Here is a 21059-nt window from a genome sequence, read left to right as displayed (position 1 = left end):
CAGCGGATTATTACTCACTTCAATTGATGGAATAGATAAATGGAACGTAAATTGAGATTAATCGTGTTGTTAACAGCTTTAATGCCGAGTTTATTATTTGCACAAACACTAAAAAACAATGCAGATTGGACAACGCCGAACCCGATATTTAAACAAAAGTTTGATTGGCTCAAACTTAGCTCTGATGAGTGGTTAAAAGGGGATATTGTCTCTATGTACGATGAAGAGCTTGAATTTGATAGTGATGAGCTCGATATACAAACCATTGATTGGGAAGATGTTGCAGAGCTAAGAAGTAAGGATGTACTCAGTATTCGTTTAGCTGATGGTACGATTGCTGAAGGTTATTTGGTGGTGAAAGATGGTAAACTTACTTTGGCACAAGCAAATGGTGACGCAAAAAATTATCAACTATCACAACTCATTTCTATTGCATCCTCTGAGAAAAATGAAATTGATTTATGGGACGGCTACGCTAAATTTGGTGCTAATTTTAGGCGTGGTAATACTGTTCAATTCGATTATACCTTAAATGCTGGTGTGCAAAGACGAAGCTCTAGTAGTCGATTTAAAGCTGATTACACGGCTAATTTCAGTCGCTATGAAGATCAAGATACTGGTGTAGAGTCTACTTCGGCAGATAGTCGTCGTTTAACTTCATTTTATGACTGGTTTTTTAGTCAAAAGATATTCTTAAGAGCGATGGATTTTGAATATTTTAGCGATGAATTTTTAAATGTTGATTATCGAATAAGTTATGGTGTAGGTATTGGTTACCACCTGATTGATACAAGTCGCACTTCATGGGATGTGAATGCTGGTCCAAGCTACCAAAAAACCCAATTTAAAAATGTGGCTCCTGGCGAGGAAGCTAGTGAAACCTCTCCAGGTTTAGTATTAGGTACTGATTTTAGTTATGAAATCACCAGTGATATTGACTTTGAAACTTCTTATCAAATCCAAATTGTTAATGAAGTTTCAGGCCAATATTTGCATCAATTTAAAACCAATCTTGAGGTAGAATTAGCCAGTGATTTTGATCTAGATTTAAGTTTTTATGTAGACCGTACAGAACAACCACACCCAGATGAGAACAATGTGATCCCAGAGAAAAATGATTATCGGTTTGTGGTGAGTTTGGGGTATGATTTTTAATTTATTATCAAAATAGAATTCGAGCAGTATTGTCATTTCATGGTTAGATATCTCATCGTTACACTGTTACTTTGTTGGAGTCAGTGGGTTTTTGCACAAACAATTGAACATAAGCTAGCAGTATGGCAAAAGCCGACTCCTGTTTTTACTCAGGATTTTGATTGGCTGAAATTAACTTCTGATGAATGGCTCAAAGGTGACATCATCTCTATGTATGATGATGAACTAGAGTTTGATAGTGATGAGTTTGGTGTTAAGTTTTTTGACTGGGAAGATGTCAGTGAACTTCGAAGCCGTTTTGATCAAAAAATTCGCTTAGCCGATAGTAGTATTGTTCAAGGCTTTCTTATTGTAAAAGATGGTCATTTAAAAGTGATTAGTGATGGTACAGAGCAGCGATTTCCACTCACAGATTTATTATCAATTACTTCAGCGGCTGATACCAGAAGGGACTTATGGGACGCTAAAATCAGTATCGGCGTTGATTTGAGTCAAGGGAACTCCAATCAATTAGACTATATCGTTACCGCTGAAGCGCAACGTAGAACCCCAACTTCTCGACTCAAAGCTGACTTTGTATTTAACTACAGCGAAACTTCAAATGACGATCAAAATATTGTTTCGGTAAACTCAAGACGCTTTACTACCTATTTAGATTGGTTTATCAATGCAGATATATTCCTTCGTGCTATTGAGTATGAAAATTACAGTGACTCTCAACAAAATATTAAAGTGCGCCATAGTATTGGTACAAGTTTTGGTTACCAAGCACTGGATACTAAAAGGATAGAATGGAATATTACCCTAGGTCCGAGTTATCAATCTACTGAGTATCTGTCTCAGGTTGAAAATAAATCCGGTGGCGGCGCTGCATTAAGCATTAGTACCTTGTTCGACTATGAAATATCGAGCAAAATAGATTTTATTGTAGACTACCAAATGAAGTTTCTTGATGAAGACTCAGGTTCGCGTACGCATCACTTCAAAACAGGGTTTGAGTTTGAATTTATTGAAGACTTAGAGTTAGATGTTTTCTATTATTTCGATCGAATTTCGAAGCCTGTTGCTGCTATTGAACAAGCCACTCCTGAGCCTAATGACTACCGTTTAGCGGTGAGTTTTGGTTATACCTTTTAATCATGCTTTATCGTGACATCAGTTTCGGCAACACTTGCACAACATAAAATATAGCCTGATTGTTTTTCATGATCTGTTAAACCATCCGTTGCTGATTGGCTCACTTCACCTTTGATTAATTTTGCTTTGCAGCGACCACACATACCTGCACGACATGAGTAAGGTAATATTAAACCTGCATCTTCACCGTGCTCTAAAAGCGTTTTTGCTGTTTTAGTTTGATAATCTTTGTGCCATTTTTCAAAGTTAATTGTTAGCTTTTTATTCACGGGTTTATCTTCCTTCGAATACTGGGAGGGAGTGATGTTACTTTTACCACCAAAGCTTTCATAGTGGTATTGTTGTTTATTAAGTCCTAAATAACGTAAATGTTGCTGAGCTGTTTCTCTAAAGCCTGCGGGGCCACATACATAAACTTCATAATCAGTTAAGTTATCTATATTTGATAGCATGCTCTCATTAAGGTGACCTTGATACCCTTGCCATTGTGGTTTTACTTGTTGAGTTAGCGTATAAATTACTTGGCAATTACCGTGCTGCTCAGCTAATACGGAAACTTCTTCTTGGGCGATTAAATCTTTTTCACTATGGGCACTATGAAAAAAGATAATTTGATTGTTCACTTGTTGTGCAACCATATACCTTAGCATTGATAACATTGGAGTAATGCCACTTCCCGCCGAGAGTAACAATACCTTTTGCGGTATTGATTCAGGTAAATGAAAATTTCCGCTGGGTGCACGCGCTTTGATCGTGTCACCTACAGTAAAGTGGTCATGGAAAAAACTAGATACTCTGCCATTGGGGACGCGCTTGATGGTTAATTGAATTTGATTATTATCACTTGGCGCAGAGGAAACTGTGTAGCAACAAGGCTGTTCAATACCAAACATATCAATAAGCAAGTTAACATGTTGTCCCGCCTGATGTGATATTTGTTTGTTTGCTGAATGAGAAAAAACAAAGGTTTTTACGTCGTGAGTTTCATTAATAATCGCTTGGCAAGTGAGTAATATTGGATATTTTTTCGATGCATTATTCGTTGTTTTTGTTGTTATAGTTGCTTCTGGGCTATTTTTCAATTTTTTGAAAACCGGAGGAGGTTGTTTGCTCAGTACGGTTAATTCATCGCCCAGTTTAAGCTGGCCATTATTTAAAGGTAAGTTTAATGGAATTAAATTTTGACCAAAAAATACTTCACCCTCAGGGCTTTGTCGATATGATTTAAGTGTTGCTAATGGCTGACCTTGTTGGCTTTTCTCACCTGTTTGGGGGTTAACTGTTGTGAATACACAACGCTCACATGGTTTGCTGACCTTAAACTCAATCTCACCAATTCGAATATGTTGCCAAGTATCTTCTGCAAAAGGCAGGCAACCATCAACGACAATATTTGGCCTAAACTGTGCCATTGATACGCCACAAAGTTGCTGTTCTGTTAAACGATGATTAAGATCATACAGAGAAGCTTTAGAAATAAGCAGTAAGGGGTAGCCATCGGCAAATGCGACTTTTCTTGCTTGGTCGGTATTTGGTTTTTTCTCGCGATATGATTTAGCACCGAAATATAATAACTGGCAAGGGCGCTGCAAATACTGACTAAACCATTTGTTAGCTTTCTCAGAGCAAACTTGTCCGGCAATATCATCACCCCATACTTCCACCTGTTGATATTGGCTGCTGAAACTATGGAAATCTAAGGTGATATTCGGCATACGATCAGCTGATAGCGTCAGTCTTTGCTCGGTTAAAATACTACGGACTAAACATAATTTAGGATCAGTTCTGGCGGTAATGAATTGCCCAGAAGGGTCCCTTAACACAAATCGTCGATCTGCCTCTAAACCAAGCTCTGTAACTTCTGCACTAGACAAATGAATGCCAGCTGTGGATTTGATCGGGTAAATGTTAAGACTAGTGAGTTTAATTTCTGACATGGTCTATCCGTTGAGGTTTATTTTTATCACAGAGAAAATGTTTTGCGGTCAAGTTTTGTTTTATAAGGTATATTAACCGTCATCATCTTTCACCTTAATTAATCTATATTTTTTTATTTATGGCAAATAAAATTCAACATCTACATATTCTGGGAATTTGCGGCACCTTTATGGGTGGCATTGCGGCGTTGGCAAAAGAGCTCGGTTTTCGTGTAACTGGCTGCGATGCTCATGTTTATCCGCCAATGAGTACTCAGCTAGAGCAACTTGGTATTGAATTAAAGCAAGGCTATCACATTGAGCATTTAGAGGATGAGCCAGATTTGGTGATTGTTGGTAATGCCATGTCTCGCGGTAATGTTATGGTGGAGTATGTTTTAGATCGCAATATTCCTTATACTTCAGGTCCACAGTGGTTGTTAGACAATGTTCTTAAAGACAGATGGGTATTAGCGGTATCGGGAACACATGGCAAAACAACGACCAGTAGTATGCTTACTTGGATGTTAGAGTATGCTCAACTTACACCGGGTTTTTTAATTGGCGGTGTACCACAAAATTTTGATAGCTCAGCGCGATTAGGTAATGCACCTTTTTTTGTCATTGAAGCTGATGAATACGATACGGCTTTTTTTGATAAGCGCTCTAAGTTTGTTCACTATCGCCCTCGAACGTTAGTGATTAACAATATGGAGTTTGACCATGGTGATATTTTCAATAATTTAGCTGATATTCAACGTCAGTTTCATCATCTTATTCGCATGGTACCGAGTAACGGTTTGATTCTATCTCCTGAAAATGAAAAAGCAGTGAATGAAACAATTGCCATGGGTTGTTGGACACCCACAGAAAATAGCCGCTGTCCACAAGGGTGGCAGGCAGAAAAATTGGTTAATGATGGTAGCGTTTTTAAAGTGATATTTAATGGTGTGGAACAAGGCACAGTTAACTGGTCACTGATTGGTGATTTCAATATTGATAATGCTTTAATGGCCATTGCTTCAGCACGTCATGCGGGCGTTCCGAGCCACATAGCTATCGAAGCGTTAAGTGAGTTTATTAATACTAAACGTCGATTAGAGCTAAAAGGTGAAGTGAATAATATTCGTTTATTTGATGATTTTGCCCATCATCCAACCGCTATTGAAAAAACGTTGGCTGGCGTTAGGGCGCAAGTTGATAATCAAAATACCCAAAGTAATACTCAGGGGCGAGTAATAGCAGTATTAGAGCCTCGCTCAAATACTATGAAATCAGGTGTGCATAAAAATGCTTTACCTTTTTCGTTAGCAAAGGCTGATCAAGTGTTTATATTTCAAGATGAGCAAATTAAATGGTCTGTTGATGATCTAGCGGCACAATGTAAACCGACTTGTTTTGTTGAAAAAAATATTGACGCCTTAGTTGCAAACATTAGCCAACAAACTCAACCAGGTGATACTATAGTTGTGATGAGCAATGGTGGCTTTGCTAACATTCATGACAAAATTTTAACGGCCTTAACCGATAAATTTTCCCCTTAACGGATAAATAATTGGAAACTTTAGTGACAGAGATTAACCCAGCACAGTTTGAAAAAAAAATAACACTCGCGATTACCGGCGCTTCTGGTTCGGCCTATGCGTTACGGTTATTAGCATGTTTAGTTGCCGCTGATTACCAAGTGTTTCTTTTATGTTCAAGTGCTGGCAGAGTGGTATTAGACACTGAACTTAATGTTAAGTTGCCTGCTTCTCCCGATGCAGCGAGCGACTTTTTGATGAAAAAATTTCAAGCAAAAGCTGAGCAAATAAAAGTGTTTGGCAAAGAGCAATGGTTTTCTCCTGTTGCTTCAGGATCGGCAGCGCCGAAACAAATGGTAGTTTGTCCCTGTTCTACAGGCACTTTAGCGGCTATTAGCCAAGGGATGAGCGATAACTTAATTGAACGTGCCGCTGATGTAGTTATTAAAGAGCGTGGGCAATTACTGTTAATGGTGCGTGAAACCCCATTTTCTACTATTCATTTAACCAATATGCTGAGCCTATCTCAGCAAGGTGTCACCATTATGCCTGCTGCACCAGGTTTTTATCATCAACCTGAATCTATTAATGATCTTATTGACTTTATGGTTGGGCGCGTACTTGATCACTTAGGTATTGAACAAAAAATAATGCCGCGCTGGGGTTATCAACGTTAGTTTTAGTTATTCATCGAAGATATACCACCAGTTATCGTATAACCGCTAAGTTTTTTTAGTCGCCTATTTTCGTGCTTATATAATTGTATTATATTGTATGCAATAAAATGAATAATCCGTATTTAACTCACCTTTAAGGTATTGAGATATGTTCCACGCGACTAAAAAAATAACCGCAATTTCTTTGCTGCTTACCACGTTTACTTTGCCAGCAACCCTGAGCAGTCATGCTGTGGAGAGCAAAGAAGCAGCTTCTGATAAAGCATCTGAGACCGCTTCATGGTCGGTCAATGCACCACAAGGAAAATTTAAAGATGCTGTAATTGATGTCACTTCCGGTACTTGGATGAATGTTGATGTTAGCCCTGATGGTAAAACTATTGTTTTTGATTTATTGGGTGATATTTATACCATGCCCATTACTGGTGGTACGGCTACACCATTAATGACTGATATAGCTTGGCAAATGCAGCCGCGCTTCAGCCCTGATGGTCAATATATTGCCTTTACCTCGGATCAAGATGGTGGCGATAATTTATGGATAATGAACAAAGATGGCAGTAATGCTAAAGCAGTTTCAAAAGAGCAATTTCGTTTATTAAATAGCCCAGCATGGTCGCCAGATGGTAATTACTTAATCGGCCGTAAACATTATACCGGCACACGATCTTTAGGGGCAGGTGAAGTGTGGCTTTACCATAAAACGGGTGGCAGTGGCGTGATGCTCACCAAAAGACCTAATGAGCAAAAAGATTTAGGCGAACCAGCTTATTCTGCCGATGGTAAGTATGTTTATTTTTCTCAAGATGCGACACCCGGAAAAACATTCCATTATTCAAAAGACTCAATTAAAGGCATTTATAAAATTAAGCGCCTTGATATGGCTAGCGGTGAAATAGAGGTTGTTATCAGTGGTAAAGGAGGTGCAATTCGTCCAACGCCTTCACCGGATGGAAAATTTATAGCCTTTATTAGTCGTGATGACTTCTCGTCTAATTTGTATTTATACAACTTACAAAGCGGTGAAGAAACGCTTATTTATGAAAATTTAGAACGTGATATGCAAGAGACATGGGCGATTCATGGCGTATATCCGAATATTGCTTGGACACCAGACAGTGACAGCATAGTTTTTTGGGATAATGGTAAAATAAACCGCTTAGATATAGATTCTAAAAAATCAAATGTAATTGATTTTCATGTAAAAACCACTAAAAAAATTCAACAAGCATTACAATTTGAGCAAGAGTTACCGCAAGATACTTTTACAGCAAAAATGCTAAGAGATGTAGAAATATCGCCTGATGGTAAAAAAGTTGTTTTTGAGTCAATGGGACATATTTACACACGTAAAATTGTTGATGGTAAAGCGAAGGGCAAAGCGACACGATTAACCAAACAAACCTCTCATGTTGAATTAAATCCTAGCTTTTCTCGCGATGGAAAATACATCGTTTATGCAACTTGGAATGATCAAAAACAAGGGCAAATTCGTATCGTTTCCAGCCGTGGCGGTAAAGGCAAACCATTATTAAAAGCAAAGGGTAAATATATTGAACCAACTTTTTCACCTGATGGTAAAACAGTGGTTTATCGCAAAGTAGCTGGCGGTTATATCACAACGCCAACTTGGGATTTAAATACTGGGATTTATGCCGTTTCTGCAAAGGGTGAGCGTAAAGGTAGTAAACCAGTGTTAATTACAGAGCAGGGTCAACAAGCTCATTTTGGCCGTAATAACGATAATATTTATGTGATACGCAAAGGTGAAAAGCCTAAATTAGCGTACGTAAGTTTAGACGGTAAAGAAGATAGAACCCTTTATCAAGGTAAGTTTGCTACGGAATATAAAGTCTCTCCTGATGGTCAATACTTGGCTTTTGCAGAGCGTTTTAAAGTGTTTGTAACGCCATTTGTTGAACGAGGTGATGTTATTTCTATTGGTCCTAAAGGTGGCAACCTACCTGTTAAGCAATTATCAGTACGAGCAGGGCAAGGTGTTAACTGGCATGGAGACTCAAACAAACTGTATTGGAGTTTAGGGCCTGATTTATACCAAGCGAGTATTAAATCGTTATTTGATATTTCCCTAACTGAGCAGGAAAAAGACGCAGCCAAACAGGAAAAATCTGCGGTGACTCAAACTTATCTTGGGTACAGCAGAAAAGTGGATAAACCTTCAGGCTCAATTGCTTTTGTGGGTGGTAAAGTTATCACGATGGAAGGCGATCAAATTATTGAAAATGGCGTGGTACTGGTTGAAGGTAATAAAATTAAAGCGATAGGGGAAAGAGATCAAGTAAATATTCCTTCTTCAGCCAAAGTTATCGATATCACGGGCAAGAGTATTATGCCAGGTCTAATCGATGCTCATGCGCATGGCCCTCAAGGTAGCAACCAAATTATTCCACAACAAAATTGGAAAAACTATGCCGGCCTTGCACTTGGTGTAACCAGTATTCATGATCCATCTAATGATACTGAGGAATTTTTTGCAGCAAGTGAAATGCAAAAAGCAGGTGATATCGTAGCAGCGCGTTTGTTCTCCACAGGTAAGATACTCTATGGTGCTAGTTATGCCGGTTATACCGCACATGTTGATAGTTTAGATGATGCTAAATTCCATGTAGAGCGTTTAAAGAAGGCGGGGGCGTTTAGTGTTAAGAGTTATAACCAGCCGCGTAGAAATCAACGCCAGCAGTTTATTCAAGCAGCGCGTGAGCTTGATATGCTTGTAGTGCCTGAAGGTGGCTCTTTATTTCAGCACAATTTAACTATGGTTGTTGATGGTCACACAACCTTAGAACATTCTATTCCAGTGGCGAATGTTTATGATGATGTGAAGCAGTTATGGTCACAATCAAACATGGCTTATACACCGACATTGGTGGTTGCTTATGGTGGTATCTGGGGAGAAAACTATTGGTATGATACAACGGATGTTTGGTTACACCCTCGTTTGAGTCAATATGTGCCAGCGGAAGTTTTACAACCTAAATCTATGCGTAGACCAAAAGCGCCAATGCATCATTATAATCACATTCAGGTGGCTAAAGTGGCTAATGAGCTGCAAGAGATAGGGATTAAAGTCAATGCTGGTGGACATGGTCAACGTGAAGGTTTGGCGATGCACTGGGAAATTTGGATGATGGAGCAAGGAGGAATGACACCATTAGAAGCATTGCGAACAGCAACTATTTCTCCGGCTAAAACATTAGGCTTAGATAAACAGTTAGGCTCAATCAAACCGGGCAAACTAGCAGACTTAATTGTTATTGATGGTGATGTAAGTCAAAATATTCGTGTTAGCGATAAGGTAGACTTCACTATGATTAATGGCCGTTTATATGATGCTGAAACAATGAATGAAATTGGTAATTATGATAAAAAGCGTGAAAAGTTTTACTTTGAGCAATAATTTTTATTATTTGAATCAATAACTATCAAGCTTTTTATTTGTTTGTCGATAGAGCACTATACTGGGCAGGTATAGTGCTTTTTTATTGTTGAAAGTGAGTGCAAGGAAACTATATGTTTGAAAAAATATCGTTAGCTAAAAAAATCAATGCTGCGCTGGTCGTCATTGCTTTGATATTTTTAAGTACCACCATCTTTTTTTTCTATGAAGATGAAAAAGTTTTAGCTGAGCATTTTGTCGAACGAAACCTAGAAAGCTTAGCGCTAAATTACTTTGATTCTGTTAATACTATGATGTTAACCGGCACTATTGGTAACCGAAAAATTATTCAAGATAAAATTGTTAGCCAAGATGACATTGTTGAAGCACGGATAATTAGAGCACCTGTATTAACCAAAGTTTTTGGCAATGGTTTTGATGACCAAAGTGCTAAAAGTGATTTTGAGCGACAAGGCTTAGCGGGTACAAAAGCCTTCAACGAATTTGATGAAAATGGTAAACGAATGATCAGCTTCATAATGCCAATTAAAGCAAGTGATGATTATCGTGGTACTAATTGTTTAACTTGTCATCAAGTGAAAAATAATGACATTCTTGGTGCAGTCAAAATTACCTATGATTTATCCCGTGTTGATAAAGATATTGCTGATTCAATAACCCAAGCAGCTATATTACAGCTCATTATTACTATTATTAGTTTTGGCTTGCTGAGTTATACCTTAAAGAAACTGGTCTTTTTTAGGTTGAAGCGATTGACTCGAACCATTAAAAGCGTTGAACAGAATTTAGATTTAAATAAAGAAATAAAAGTTAATCACCATGATGAACTTGGTGCTGTAAGTAGCGCATTAAATGGAATGATGGCGACCTTCAAAAAAAGCTTTTTATCCATTGCAGAGGCAAGTGGAAATCTCACTACTTCAGCACAAACGGTTGATGAAATTTCTTCACTAACGCGAGAGGCTGTATTAGAGCAAAAAAATGGCACAGACTCAGTAGCCGCGGCGATTAATGAACTTGATGCCTCCGCCAATGAAGTTCAGCAAAACACACAAAGTGCTGCAGATAAATCAGTTTCAGCCAATGAACGAGCTTCTCAAGGTTTGGTGCTAGCCAATGAAACCAAACTAGGTATTGATTACTTACGTGATACAGTTATTGATAATACCCATATGATTACTGAGCTGAGTAATAAAACTAATGAAGTGAGCACTGTGCTTGAGGTGATAACAGCAATTGCTGAGCAAACTAATTTACTGGCCCTAAATGCTGCAATTGAAGCAGCTCGAGCGGGTGAGCAAGGGCGTGGTTTTGCGGTAGTGGCTGATGAAGTGAGGTCTTTAGCTACACGAACAAGAGATTCAATCGATCAAATACAGTTAACTATTGGTGCGCTACAGCAAGATGCGAAAGGTGCTGTTGAGTCAATGAATGATGCAAGTCAGCAGGCAAATGAAAAAGCTGACGATGTGGCAAACGTTGCGAATTTACTTGTTGATATAACTTCTGAAATAAAAGAGTTAGACCAACTTAACTGCCAAATTTCTGATGCAGCTAAGCAGCAAAATTTAGCTGCAGATGAAATAAACGTTAATGTGGTTAAAATTAGTGACGTCGCGGAAAAATCAAGTGAAGATGCTATTCGAGGTAAAGAGGTGAGTGAGCATCTACTGACTTTAGCGACCAAATTGAACGAGCAATTAGACAAATTCAAACTGTAATTCTGTACAAGAGCAAGCATTTTCATTAAGCTAAGGTTAGGATTCGGGTTAGACTTCTGGTTAGATAAGACAATATATTATCTAACCAGCTTACTAGTAAATTACGTTGGTTTGATATGGAATGTTATAAGAGTGCTTTTTTAGTGTTTGTTAAAAAAAACATACAAAACCCATGGGGAAGTAATATCCTATCTCTCAGTTTTTTATGTTTAATTTTTACCTCTTTTTCTGCTAGCGCTGAATCACAATCTAATGCATTAAATCACAGCATATTCATGTTTGGGTTAGGCAGCTTTTTCCCTATTTTATTGTTTTTCATTTGGCGGTTTTTGATTAAAAAGTCAAAATCAACTCAAGAGTATACCATCTCAAAAGACGAGCTTTTTAACTACACCCATGATTTAACTACAAATTTGCCTACTGCCCAGCATGCATTGAAGCAATTCGAGCATATACTGAAAACGAAGCAACAAACTCGAATGGCTGCTGTTGTTTTTAAACCCATTAATTTTAAACAAGTTAATACCGTATTAGGCCATCATAACTCCGATCTTTTACTGCTGCAGTTAGCGTATTGCATACAGAAAACCGTGGCGAATAATCAAAGCTTAATTAGCTTTGATAATAACCCAGAGCCAGTTCGTTTAGCACGGATGCAAGGGCTAGACTTTTTAGTGGTGTTTGATTTATCAACCGCTAAACATGAAGCTAAGCATGTTATTGACGATTTATGTATGCAGCTTGCTGGTGCTGTACCTGATGCAATGAGTTTTAAAAGTTTTTCATTAAATTTTGAGCTTGCTTTTGGCGTGGCGATCAGTGAAGAGCACGGTGATAGTGCTAACGAAATTGTAGCGCACGCAACCGATGCTTTATTAAAAGCGGAATCAAAAGAGCAACCCATTCAATACTTTGATAACAGTGCGGTACTTTATACCGAGCAACAACTCGCTTTGATGGAATGCTTGCGAAAAGATATCTTAGCTGAGAATTTGCGCTGGTATTTACAACCACAAGTGAATTTAGACGATAATTCTATTGTTGGGTTTGAATTAAAAGTACATTGGTATTACCAAGATGAAGAGCCAAAAGATCTCCCTGAATTTGTCGGTATTGCTGAGCATAGTGGTGAAGTTTATTTGTTAACTAAACAAATGTTTAAACAAGCTTTTAAGACTTTATTTACACTTCACAAAATGGGTGTATATCAGAAAGTATCTGTTAGCCTTTCCAGTAAAAATTTACTCGAACCAGATTTAGTTGATTACATTGAGCAGCAAATGAAAAACTTCAATATTGCGGGTAAATATTTGATGATAGAGCTTGATGAAAAAATTATGCTTACGGCCTGTCAACGGGCTAAAGGTATTATTGATCAACTCAAATCCTTAGATATCACTATTGCTATTTTTAACTTTTCTGGGAGTTATGAATCTTTACGTTACCTGAGAAAAATGGCTATTCATCAAGTTAAAATTAACTGCCAACAGTTAGGAAAAACTGGTGCTAATAATGCTGATAAAGCGATAATAAATGCGTTAATCACGTTAACTCGCAGTATGCAAATACCTTTGATTGGAACTCATATTGATAAACATGAAGCGGTTAATCATTATGTTGCAATGGGAGGAAAGCTTGTTCAAGGTGATATTATCAACCGTGGTGTAGTTCCGGATGAGATGGAAATTTGGTTGAAAAGGTGGTTCACGCAACACCCGGATGCAAAGCCAAATTAGCCTTTATTGTAGCTACGCAGATTAACAGTGCTTATCGGTAGTGTGCTAATATTACTCTATGTCTAATGGATCGGGTGAAAGAATAATACCGGTATTATCCGCATAAATATGATCATCAGGCAATATGGTGACGCCACCAAAGTTTATGGCGATATCACTTTCGCCAACGTCAGTATCACTTGCTCCAACCGGAATAGATACTATCCCTTGTATGCCTATGTCTATTTCTTCTAGTGCATCAACGTCTCGTACACTGCCATAGCAAATAATACCTTCCCAGCCATTGTTTGCTGCTGTTTCTGCAATATTGATATCTATAAGTGCTCGTCTGGCAGAACCACCACCGTCAATTACTAATACTTTACTCGTTCCGTCGGTGGCAACAACTTGCTCAATTATCCCTAAACTTTCAAAGCATTTGATTGTGACGACTTTGCCACCAAATGAGTTTCTGCCACCATAATTACTAAAAATAGGATCTATGACATCAACGACACCTGCATAGGTATCGCATAATTGTGAAGTATTGTATTCCATATGCATCTTCTTTATGAAAAGGCTAGAGTAATATTAGTATATCGATTTTTAGCTAAAGTTAAATAGCTACTTGTATTTTCAGGTAAAAGTCTCTTTAATAGTAAATAGCACTTATTAACAACATTATACGGCAAATAAATGCTTGAAAACCTTAACGCCACAGCTTTTTTATTTGCTACCCAAGCAATCGTTTTTGCTCTGCTGTCTTTCGTCTTTTTTATGTATTTTCGGGCTTTTGGTCGGGAGTACGTTCGATGTTGGATGCTTAGCCTAATTGCACTAAGCTGTTTTTATACCAGTAGTGCAATTTTGCAAGAATATAACAACTATTATTTTACTGATTATTTGCCATTATTTTATGCGCAAATACAGCAATCTAGTATGTACTTATATCTCGCGTTGTTATTAGCTGGGTTATATAGTGCTAAAAAGAACAAGCCAATAAATCGTGTAGTGGCAAGGAGTGTATATACCGCTGCAATTGTTTTAGGTGTTTTTGCGGCAACTTATTATGCTTTTGATGCAGGAAACGTGTTCAACCGCTTTTACCTGACGGTTAGTTTAAAAAGTTTTGTTTTTGCCTGTGCTTTTCTTGCCACGAGTTTTTATCTTTATATTGATAGAAAACCTCACTTTTCCAGCAAAATATTATTAGCGTATTGTTTATTGTTGGGAACTCGATACATATTACATTCTTTTATTTCAATTGTTGCGCTAACCGAACCTTGGTTTAATCAATTGCAAATCTTCTTATTGTATTTTGATGTTGGCGCCCATAGTGCTTTAGGTTTTATCTTGCTAATTTGGATGCAAGGAGCTGAGCGAAATATCGCAGTTCACGCCATGAGCAAAGTGCAATATTTGGGTAAGCATGACTCGTTAACAGGGGCTTTAAACCGTGAACAAGTTATGGCTAAATTATCCGAAGCTGTTCTTATGGCTAACGAAAAAAATATTCAGTTAGCTATTTTTCTTATAGATATTAAGCAATTTAAATTTATTAATGACACTTATGGTTTGAAAACGGGTGATTATATTTTAGGAGGAATAGCTAAGCGATTAAATAACAGTATTATGTTGCCCAAGGCTATTGGTAGGCTCAGTGGTGATTCATTTATGTTTGTTGTTGAATCTAACCAGACTGGCGCCATTGAACGTGTACCAGAGCATCTACATCAAATCATCAATAGGCCTTTCCGCTTTGATAGCCAAGATATACATATTCAAGCGAGCGTAGGCTATTGCACCTACCCTGCTGACGGTAAAGACTCGGAAGAGTTATTACATAATGCCAACCTGGCATTGCACCATGCTGAAACTAATAATATTAGTACAGTTGCTTTTGAATCTGGCATGCAGGCTGAGGGTCGAAGATTATTACTTGTTGAAAAAGAGCTTAAATCAGCATTAGTTAATGATGAGTTTATTTTATATTATCAACCACAATTAAATTTATTAACCAATAGGTTAGAAGGTGTTGAAGCCTTAGTTCGCTGGCAGCACCCTGAAAAAGGTTTGTTGTCTCCGGCGCATTTTTTAGATGATATTGATGCCCTTAAAATGAACAGTGAATTTGATAATTATATTTTAGTTAAAGCATGTGAAGCTAATTCTCGATGGTATAAACACTATAAGCGACGTGTGGCTATTGCTGTTAATATTACCGCCATTGAATTTCAAGACCCTCAAATAGTAGCCAATATACAAGCCTTATTATTGGAATATAAAATTCAGCCTAAATATTTAGAGTTAGAAATAACAGAAAATGTTGTGATGACTGATATTAGTAGCGCTATGGATACTATTGTTAGCCTTCAAAATATGGGGATCAAAGTATCTATTGATGATTTTGGAACTGGCTACTCTTCTTTAGCGTATTTACGTAAGTTACCTATAGATAAAATTAAAATAGATCGTAGTTTTATTACCGAAGTTGCGTCTAATGACTCAGATATGACGATTGTGAAATCTATGATAGAGCTCTCTCACGGTTTAGGAAAACGTGTACTTGCTGAGGGTGTTGAAACTGTCGAACAACTTAATGTACTGCGTAACTTAGGTTGTGATGCTGTGCAAGGTTACTTTATTAACAAACCACTTTCAGAAGAAGCACTTACTCAATTTTTATCTAAAGGAAAAAGTAAGTCTTAATAAAGCATTTTCTGCGCAAAAATTAGCATAATAATTTTTATTAAAATTTTGAAAAACGTCTATACTGTAATCACTTACCAATAAAAACATACAATATTCGTCAAAGGCTTGTACATATGCTCATTAAACATAAGTTAATTGCAAACACTGTTACCCTAATTTTGGCAATGTTATTGATGCTAATATTATTGCGTTATGCCAGTAATGCATTACAACATGATATTAATATTGCTACCTCATTAGGTAAAATAGAAAGTTCAATATTGCAATTAAGACGTAATGAAAAAGACTTTCTTGCGCGTAAGGATTTAAAATACTCTGATAAATTTAGTCAAAATATGGGAGCTCTGCAGAAGCAAGTGCAAAGCTTGCAGCAAGACTTTATTAGTAATGATTTGAAGCTGGCTGAGTTTAATAATATGAAGGTTATTCTCAAAGAGTACGAAAAACACTTTAAAAGCTTAGTAGTGAAGCAGCAAGAAATTGGTTTAAACCCTAAAGATGCTTTATACGGCGAGCTACGTAAAGCTGTTCATAATGTTGAAGAGTTAATTGGTAAAGATGACTTTCAATTATTGAGTGAAATGCTACAGCTAAGACGTAACGAAAAAGATTTTATGTTACGCCTAGACGATAAGTACGTCACCCGCCTGAAAAATAATGTTTCTATACTGATCAGCAATGTTGATAACAGTGGTTTTGACTCAGATAAAAAAGCACAAGTCATTACTTTACTAAACAGCTATGAACAGGCGTTTTTAGCCTTAGTATCAGCTCAAAAAGAGCTAGGTTATAACTCTACTATGGGCATATTAGGCTTGATGCGTAAAACCGTGCATCAAATTGATGATATTTTGGCAGCGTTGTTGAGTAAGAGTCAGCAGGCCGTAGAAGATAATATTAGCTTTGTTGACACCGTAGCTTACAGCTTGTTTTTGGTTGTTTTGGTGATAGCTCTAGCATTAGCTTGGACCATCAGTACAAGTATTATTAACCGAATTATGGACTTAAAAGGCACTATGGAGCACATTGCTCAAACAAATGACTTAACAAAAGGGGTTGAATTTAAAGGTAATGATGAGCTTGCAGATATGGGGACTGTGTTTAATCAAATGCTCCACTCTTTTCGTCACCTTATTGTTGAAGTAAACCAATCAGTAACAACACTTAATAGTGCTACTGACATGTTGGCAGAGAATATTCACCATGCTAATTCAGGTGTTGAAACCCAAATGGAGCAAACAGATCTAGTGGCAACAGCAGTGACAGAGATGGTTGCTACCGTTGAGCAAATAGCCAGTAATACGCGTGAAGCTGCTCATAAGGCTGAGACAACCCATGATAATGCCGATCAAGGTAAACAGGGCGTTGAGCAAACAATCAGTCAAATAGTGAACCTTTCGGAGAAATTACTTGCTTCAGAAGATGTTGTCAAAGAGTTAGAAAAAGAAAGTGTGACTATAGCCTCAGTACTTGATGTTATTCGTGGTATTGCCGAGCAAACAAACTTACTTGCATTAAATGCTGCTATCGAAGCTGCACGTGCGGGAGAGCAAGGAAGGGGCTTTGCTGTTGTGGCAGATGAAGTGAGAACACTGGCGAGTAGAACACAGGAATCTACACAAGAAATCGAAACCATCATTAATTTACTACAGTCACGCACACAAGAAATTGTTCAGCTGATGGCGACTTGTCGAGATCAAGGGCAAGACAGTGTTGATCAAGCAAGCTCAGCAGGCTCTATGCTGGAAGAAATCAATCAAGATGTATCATTAATTTTAGAAATGAACAGTTCTATAGCATCGGCCATTCAAGAGCAAACGACTGTCGCTTCAGAAGTGAATCAGCATGTTGTGATGATCAGGGATGTAGCAGAGCGCTCTGGAACATCGGCAAAACAAAATGAAGAAATGAGTGAAGAGTTATCTCAACAAGCGAAAGTATTACATACTGAAGTTAGTCGCTTTGTTGTTTAACCATGACAGCTTATATGACGAATAAAATATGACGAATAAATAGTGCCTTACTGGCACTATTAAAGTTGTTTGATGTCGATGATTGCTTCCCTTGAGTGACCAGATGACTTGAGCTGACTCAAGTAATCTTGCCAGCGCTTGTCACGCTCTTTGATGAGTATTTCAAGGTAGCTAGTTGAATAAATCGCACTATGATTGTCATCAAAAATAAAGCGGTAGCCGTGTTTTCCTACCGCTTCTATTGACGCTAATATCACACCCTTTTTGTGAGTTTCAATGCCCTGATTCGGGTTATTTGTCGTTTGAGGAGTGAAAACCCGTAAGAACTCAAAACTAAGGTCAAAATTTTTCTTCTTAGCCGCAGTAATAAGTAACTTTTTCTCAGGTTTATCTATAGTAAAACGCTCAATCTTCATAAAACTCACATACTTATTATAGGTGTTGTTATAAAATAAATCGGCTTAAATCTTCGTCTTTAACCACTTCATTTAATGTCGATTCAACATAGGCTTTATCAATTAAAATCGTTTCTCCAGTGCGTTGATCTGCATGGAAAGACAAGTCTTCTGTTAGACGTTCCATCATAGTGTGTAAACGTCTAGCACCAATATTTTCAGTGGTTTCGTTTACTTGCCACGCTGCATTTGCAATTGCTTGAATACCATCATCACTAAAGGCAATATCTACGCCTTCAGTGGCTAATAAAGCGATATATTGCTCAGTTAATGACGCAAATGGCTCAGTAAGAATTCTAACAAAGTCTTCAGTTGTTAATGCTTTAAGCTCAACACGAATAGGTAAACGCCCTTGTAATTCAGGAATTAAGTCAGAAGGTTTTGCCATTTGAAAGGCACCTGAGGCCACAAACAAAATATGATCAGTTTTCACCATACCGTGTTTAGTGCTCACGGTCGAACCTTCGACTAAAGGTAATAAGTCTCGCTGAACACCTTCACGAGACACATCACCACCACTGTTACTGTCAGCACGTTTACAAATTTTATCTATCTCATCAATAAACACTATGCCATTTTGCTCAACAGCATCAATGGCTTTTTGCTTAATATCATCTTGATTAACTATTTTGGCAGCTTCTTCTTCTTGCAGTGCTTTAAAAGCGTCTTTTATTTTTAACTTACGCTTTTTAGTTTTATCGTTAGACATATTTTGGAACATGCTTTGAAGTTGCGAGGTCATGTCTTCCATACCTGGAGGAGCCATGATTTCAACTCCCACTTGTGGTGCGGCTAAGTCCAGCTCAATTTCTTTATCGTCTAACTTGCCTTCACGCAATTTTTTACGGAAAACTTGTCGGGTACTGCTGCCGGCACTTTCATCTGTTTGAGTTTCTGCATTACCAAAGCCATCGCGCGCAGGGGGTAATAGTACATCGAGAATACGCTCTTCAGCCGCTTCTTCAGCTAAATGCTTAACACGATTCATTTCATCTTCTTTAACCATCTTGATAGCCATATCAGCTAAATCACGAATAATGGTCTCAACTTCTTTACCGACATAACCTACTTCGGTAAATTTTGTTGCTTCTACTTTAATAAAAGGCGCACGGGCTAATTTAGCTAAACGTCGTGCAATTTCTGTTTTACCAACCCCTGTTGGGCCTATCATTAAAATATTCTTAGGGGTTACTTCATTACGCAATGCTTCATCAAGTTGCATACGACGCCAGCGGTTTCTTAAGGCAATAGCCACTGCTCGCTTAGCATCACCTTGCCCAACAATATGGGTGTCTAATTCGTGAACAATTTCTCTGGGAGTCATATTTGACATGGTTAAATCCTCATTTCTTGCAGTGTTATTTTAGGCAAGAAGTGTTAATTGATAAATGAACAGCAATAATCTTTTGGCTTTTGTGTTTGAAAGAAAACTTAAAGCTCGTCAATAGTCTGTGATTGGTTGGTAAATACGCAAATATTCCCAGCAATAGTTAAAGACTTTTCAACAATTTCTTTGGCTGATAATTCGGTATTTTCTAATAATGCTGTAGCGGCTGATTGTGCAAAATTACCACCACTACCAATGGCAATAAGATCATGCTCAGGCTGAATAACGTCGCCATTACCTGTGATAATAAGTGAAGCAGTTTCATCAGCAACAGCAAGTAATGCTTCTAGTTTTCTTAATGCGCGATCGCTACGCCAGTCTTTAGCAAGCTCTACCGCGGCTTTAGTTAAATGACCTTGATGCTGCTCTAGCTTACTTTCAAAGCGCTCGAATAAAGTAAAGGCATCGGCTGTACCGCCAGCAAAACCTGCAAGTACTTTATTATTGTATAGGCGACGTACTTTTTGAGCATTACCTTTCATTACAGTATTGCCCAGTGAAACTTGCCCGTCACCACCTATAGCCACTTTGCCATTGCGTCGAACAGAAACGATAGTAGTCATGTAAACCCCAATCTAATAAATACATTTTTGATGGTAATTAAATTGGGGTTATTAATAACTTTTCAAGGATAGAATTGACTTTATTAATGTTTATTGACAATAAATAATGAGTGACTTATCGCCACAGCCAAATTTGACATCCATTTATTTGGTTATTTCTTAATTTATGTTTGTCTTCTTCAGCGGCTCGCTTACGGGTATAAGGACCTAATACTACTTTATACCACATATTATTTTTGCCTTGTGCCGTTTGAATTTGGCTTTCAATACCCACAAAAGCCATTTTTGCTTTTAATGTTTCGGCTTGAGATTGAGTTTTAAAAGAGCCACATTGCATTTTATATGGGCCACTTTCTTTAACCTCATACTGACCAACTTCAACTTCTTTATGCTTTAAGTCGTCTACATATTGCCACTTTTCTTCAGGTGGTTTAGGTAATGCTGTTGATTTCTCTTCTATCGTTTTAGCTTCTTTACTGACATGAGGTGTTTTTGTACTCGGATCAGTTTTTAAAAACCATAATCCGTAAGCTACGCCAGCAATGAGCAAAATAAGTGTGATTAATACAAATGCTTTCTTTTTATTATTGTTAGGTTGCTGCTGAGTGGGCTTTTTTTTATATGGGTTATTTTTCTTTTTTTTAGCCGGGCTACGAGCGATATAATCTTGATTTGACATGAATGGGAAAAGAATAGCGGAAAACTTT

Annotated in this window: 15 protein-coding genes; 9 read left to right on the top strand and 6 right to left on the bottom strand. The window is 37.7% G+C overall.

Features of this window, described 5'->3' with window-relative positions:
- Nucleotides 1-39 precede the first annotated feature (39 nt).
- Both AC27GZ_RS02670 and AC27GZ_RS02665 read left to right on the top strand, forming a co-directional pair.
- The gene (locus tag AC27GZ_RS02670) at nucleotides 40-1155 is read left to right on the top strand and encodes a DUF481 domain-containing protein (protein ID WP_487093332.1); all 1116 of its coding nucleotides are present in this window, start codon (nucleotides 40-42) and stop codon (nucleotides 1153-1155) included.
- A 39-nt stretch (nucleotides 1156-1194) separates the two neighbouring features.
- The gene (locus AC27GZ_RS02665) at nucleotides 1195-2292 is read left to right on the top strand and encodes a DUF481 domain-containing protein (protein WP_487093331.1); all 1098 of its coding nucleotides are present in this window, start codon (nucleotides 1195-1197) and stop codon (nucleotides 2290-2292) included.
- Here the strand turns inward: AC27GZ_RS02665 and AC27GZ_RS02660 are convergent.
- Nucleotides 2289-4229, bottom strand: coding sequence for an MOSC N-terminal beta barrel domain-containing protein (locus AC27GZ_RS02660; RefSeq protein ID WP_487093330.1), 1941 nt, complete (start codon nucleotides 4227-4229; stop codon nucleotides 2289-2291). The two genes, AC27GZ_RS02665 and AC27GZ_RS02660, sit on opposite strands and share 4 nt — an antisense overlap.
- A gap of 119 nt (nucleotides 4230-4348) precedes the next feature.
- Here AC27GZ_RS02660 and mpl point away from each other — a divergent pair, with 119 nt between their 5' ends.
- From mpl to AC27GZ_RS02635, 5 genes are all read left to right on the top strand, one after another.
- Nucleotides 4349-5752: a UDP-N-acetylmuramate:L-alanyl-gamma-D-glutamyl-meso-diaminopimelate ligase gene (gene mpl, locus AC27GZ_RS02655; RefSeq protein WP_487093329.1), complete on the top strand. Its 1404-nt coding sequence runs from the start codon at nucleotides 4349-4351 to the stop codon at nucleotides 5750-5752.
- A gap of 32 nt (nucleotides 5753-5784) precedes the next feature.
- Nucleotides 5785-6408 (top strand): flavin prenyltransferase UbiX, encoded by a 624-nt coding sequence (locus AC27GZ_RS02650; protein ID WP_487093824.1) that lies wholly within the window; start codon nucleotides 5785-5787, stop codon nucleotides 6406-6408.
- A 148-nt stretch (nucleotides 6409-6556) separates the two neighbouring features.
- Nucleotides 6557-9826 carry an amidohydrolase family protein gene (locus tag AC27GZ_RS02645; protein WP_487093328.1) on the top strand — a complete coding sequence of 1090 codons (3270 nt, stop codon included), beginning with the start codon at nucleotides 6557-6559 and terminating at the stop codon, nucleotides 9824-9826.
- A gap of 113 nt (nucleotides 9827-9939) precedes the next feature.
- Nucleotides 9940-11547, top strand: coding sequence for a methyl-accepting chemotaxis protein (locus AC27GZ_RS02640; protein WP_487093327.1), 1608 nt, complete (start codon nucleotides 9940-9942; stop codon nucleotides 11545-11547).
- 116 nt (nucleotides 11548-11663) lie between these two features.
- The gene (locus AC27GZ_RS02635) at nucleotides 11664-13283 is read left to right on the top strand and encodes an EAL domain-containing protein (RefSeq protein ID WP_487093326.1); all 1620 of its coding nucleotides are present in this window, start codon (nucleotides 11664-11666) and stop codon (nucleotides 13281-13283) included.
- Between the two features lie 51 nt (nucleotides 13284-13334).
- Here the strand turns inward: AC27GZ_RS02635 and rraA are convergent, their stop codons facing one another.
- Entirely contained in the window at nucleotides 13335-13820 is a 486-nt protein-coding gene (gene rraA, locus AC27GZ_RS02630; protein ID WP_487093325.1) for a ribonuclease E activity regulator RraA, read from the bottom strand.
- 138 nt (nucleotides 13821-13958) lie between these two features.
- Between rraA and AC27GZ_RS02625 the strand changes: the two genes are divergently transcribed.
- Nucleotides 13959-15971, top strand: a complete 2013-nt coding sequence (locus AC27GZ_RS02625; RefSeq protein WP_487093324.1) for a putative bifunctional diguanylate cyclase/phosphodiesterase — start codon at nucleotides 13959-13961, stop codon at nucleotides 15969-15971.
- A gap of 116 nt (nucleotides 15972-16087) precedes the next feature.
- Nucleotides 16088-17947, top strand: coding sequence for a methyl-accepting chemotaxis protein (locus AC27GZ_RS02620; protein ID WP_487093323.1), 1860 nt, complete (start codon nucleotides 16088-16090; stop codon nucleotides 17945-17947).
- Nucleotides 17948-18006: 59 nt separating this feature from the next.
- On the opposite strand, the gene AC27GZ_RS02615 is transcribed toward AC27GZ_RS02620, so the two are convergent.
- From AC27GZ_RS02615 to AC27GZ_RS02600, 4 genes are all read right to left on the bottom strand, one after another.
- Nucleotides 18007-18363 carry a gamma-butyrobetaine hydroxylase-like domain-containing protein gene (locus AC27GZ_RS02615; RefSeq protein WP_487093322.1) on the bottom strand — a complete coding sequence of 119 codons (357 nt, stop codon included), beginning with the start codon at nucleotides 18361-18363 and terminating at the stop codon, nucleotides 18007-18009.
- Nucleotides 18364-18391: 28 nt separating this feature from the next.
- Nucleotides 18392-19735 (bottom strand): ATP-dependent protease ATPase subunit HslU, encoded by a 1344-nt coding sequence (hslU, locus tag AC27GZ_RS02610; RefSeq protein WP_487093321.1) that lies wholly within the window; start codon nucleotides 19733-19735, stop codon nucleotides 18392-18394.
- Nucleotides 19736-19833: 98 nt separating this feature from the next.
- Nucleotides 19834-20352: an ATP-dependent protease subunit HslV gene (hslV, locus tag AC27GZ_RS02605; protein WP_487093320.1), complete on the bottom strand. Its 519-nt coding sequence runs from the start codon at nucleotides 20350-20352 to the stop codon at nucleotides 19834-19836.
- A gap of 115 nt (nucleotides 20353-20467) precedes the next feature.
- The gene (locus AC27GZ_RS02600) at nucleotides 20468-21031 is read right to left on the bottom strand and encodes an SPOR domain-containing protein (protein ID WP_487093319.1); all 564 of its coding nucleotides are present in this window, start codon (nucleotides 21029-21031) and stop codon (nucleotides 20468-20470) included.
- Between the last annotated feature and the right edge of the window lie 28 nt (nucleotides 21032-21059).

It is taken from the genome of Colwellia sp. SU-HH00943 (genome assembly GCF_057546125.1).
This window is presented reverse-complemented; position numbering and strand designations above follow the sequence as displayed.

Coding starts and splice junctions, on each gene's coding strand:
- AC27GZ_RS02670 (WP_487093332.1), top strand. CDS start 40: ATGGAACGTAAATTGAGATTAATCGTGTTGTTAACAGCTTTAATGCCG.
- AC27GZ_RS02665 (WP_487093331.1), top strand. CDS start 1,195: ATGGTTAGATATCTCATCGTTACACTGTTACTTTGTTGGAGTCAGTGG.
- AC27GZ_RS02660 (WP_487093330.1), bottom strand. CDS start 4,229: ATGTCAGAAATTAAACTCACTAGTCTTAACATTTACCCGATCAAATCC.
- mpl (WP_487093329.1), top strand. CDS start 4,349: ATGGCAAATAAAATTCAACATCTACATATTCTGGGAATTTGCGGCACC.
- AC27GZ_RS02645 (WP_487093328.1), top strand. CDS start 6,557: ATGTTCCACGCGACTAAAAAAATAACCGCAATTTCTTTGCTGCTTACC.
- AC27GZ_RS02640 (WP_487093327.1), top strand. CDS start 9,940: ATGTTTGAAAAAATATCGTTAGCTAAAAAAATCAATGCTGCGCTGGTC.
- AC27GZ_RS02635 (WP_487093326.1), top strand. CDS start 11,664: ATGGAATGTTATAAGAGTGCTTTTTTAGTGTTTGTTAAAAAAAACATA.
- rraA (WP_487093325.1), bottom strand. CDS start 13,820: ATGGAATACAATACTTCACAATTATGCGATACCTATGCAGGTGTCGTT.
- AC27GZ_RS02625 (WP_487093324.1), top strand. CDS start 13,959: ATGCTTGAAAACCTTAACGCCACAGCTTTTTTATTTGCTACCCAAGCA.
- AC27GZ_RS02620 (WP_487093323.1), top strand. CDS start 16,088: ATGCTCATTAAACATAAGTTAATTGCAAACACTGTTACCCTAATTTTG.
- AC27GZ_RS02615 (WP_487093322.1), bottom strand. CDS start 18,363: ATGAAGATTGAGCGTTTTACTATAGATAAACCTGAGAAAAAGTTACTT.
- hslU (WP_487093321.1), bottom strand. CDS start 19,735: ATGTCAAATATGACTCCCAGAGAAATTGTTCACGAATTAGACACCCAT.
- hslV (WP_487093320.1), bottom strand. CDS start 20,352: ATGACTACTATCGTTTCTGTTCGACGCAATGGCAAAGTGGCTATAGGT.
- AC27GZ_RS02600 (WP_487093319.1), bottom strand. CDS start 21,031: ATGTCAAATCAAGATTATATCGCTCGTAGCCCGGCTAAAAAAAAGAAA.